This window comes from Stenotrophomonas sp. SrG (assembly GCF_050031795.1).
Classification (GTDB): Bacteria; Pseudomonadota; Gammaproteobacteria; order Xanthomonadales; family Xanthomonadaceae; genus Stenotrophomonas; species Stenotrophomonas rhizophila_A.
In genome coordinates this window covers 1-233 of the sequence record NZ_JBNBBE010001489.1, presented here as the reverse complement: position 1 = coordinate 233, position 233 = coordinate 1, and the positions used below count along the sequence as shown (strand labels likewise).

The 233-nt window shown below is 66.5% G+C and carries 1 protein-coding gene; it reads left to right on the top strand.

What is annotated here, in order from left to right; translation table 11 throughout:
* A partial coding sequence (locus ACQG3P_RS24320; protein ID WP_426806484.1) for a substrate-binding domain-containing protein occupies positions 1-233 on the top strand: 233 nt, incomplete at both ends.

The following is a 233-nucleotide window of genomic DNA, read 5'->3' as shown; positions in this document are numbered from 1 at the left end:
GCCTTGCCCGATGCGGTATTCGCAGCCAACGACATGATGGCGCTCGGTTGCCTGTACGCGTGCGCGCAGGCCGGCGTGCGCGTGCCGGCCGACGTGGCATTGGCAGGCTTCGATGACATCCCCCTGGCGCGGTTCGTTCACCCGTCGTTGTCGACGATGCAGGTGAGTATCGCCGAGCTTGGCGATACGGCGGCGACGCGTCTGTTGCAGTTGAGGGAGGGCAACAGCCCGGA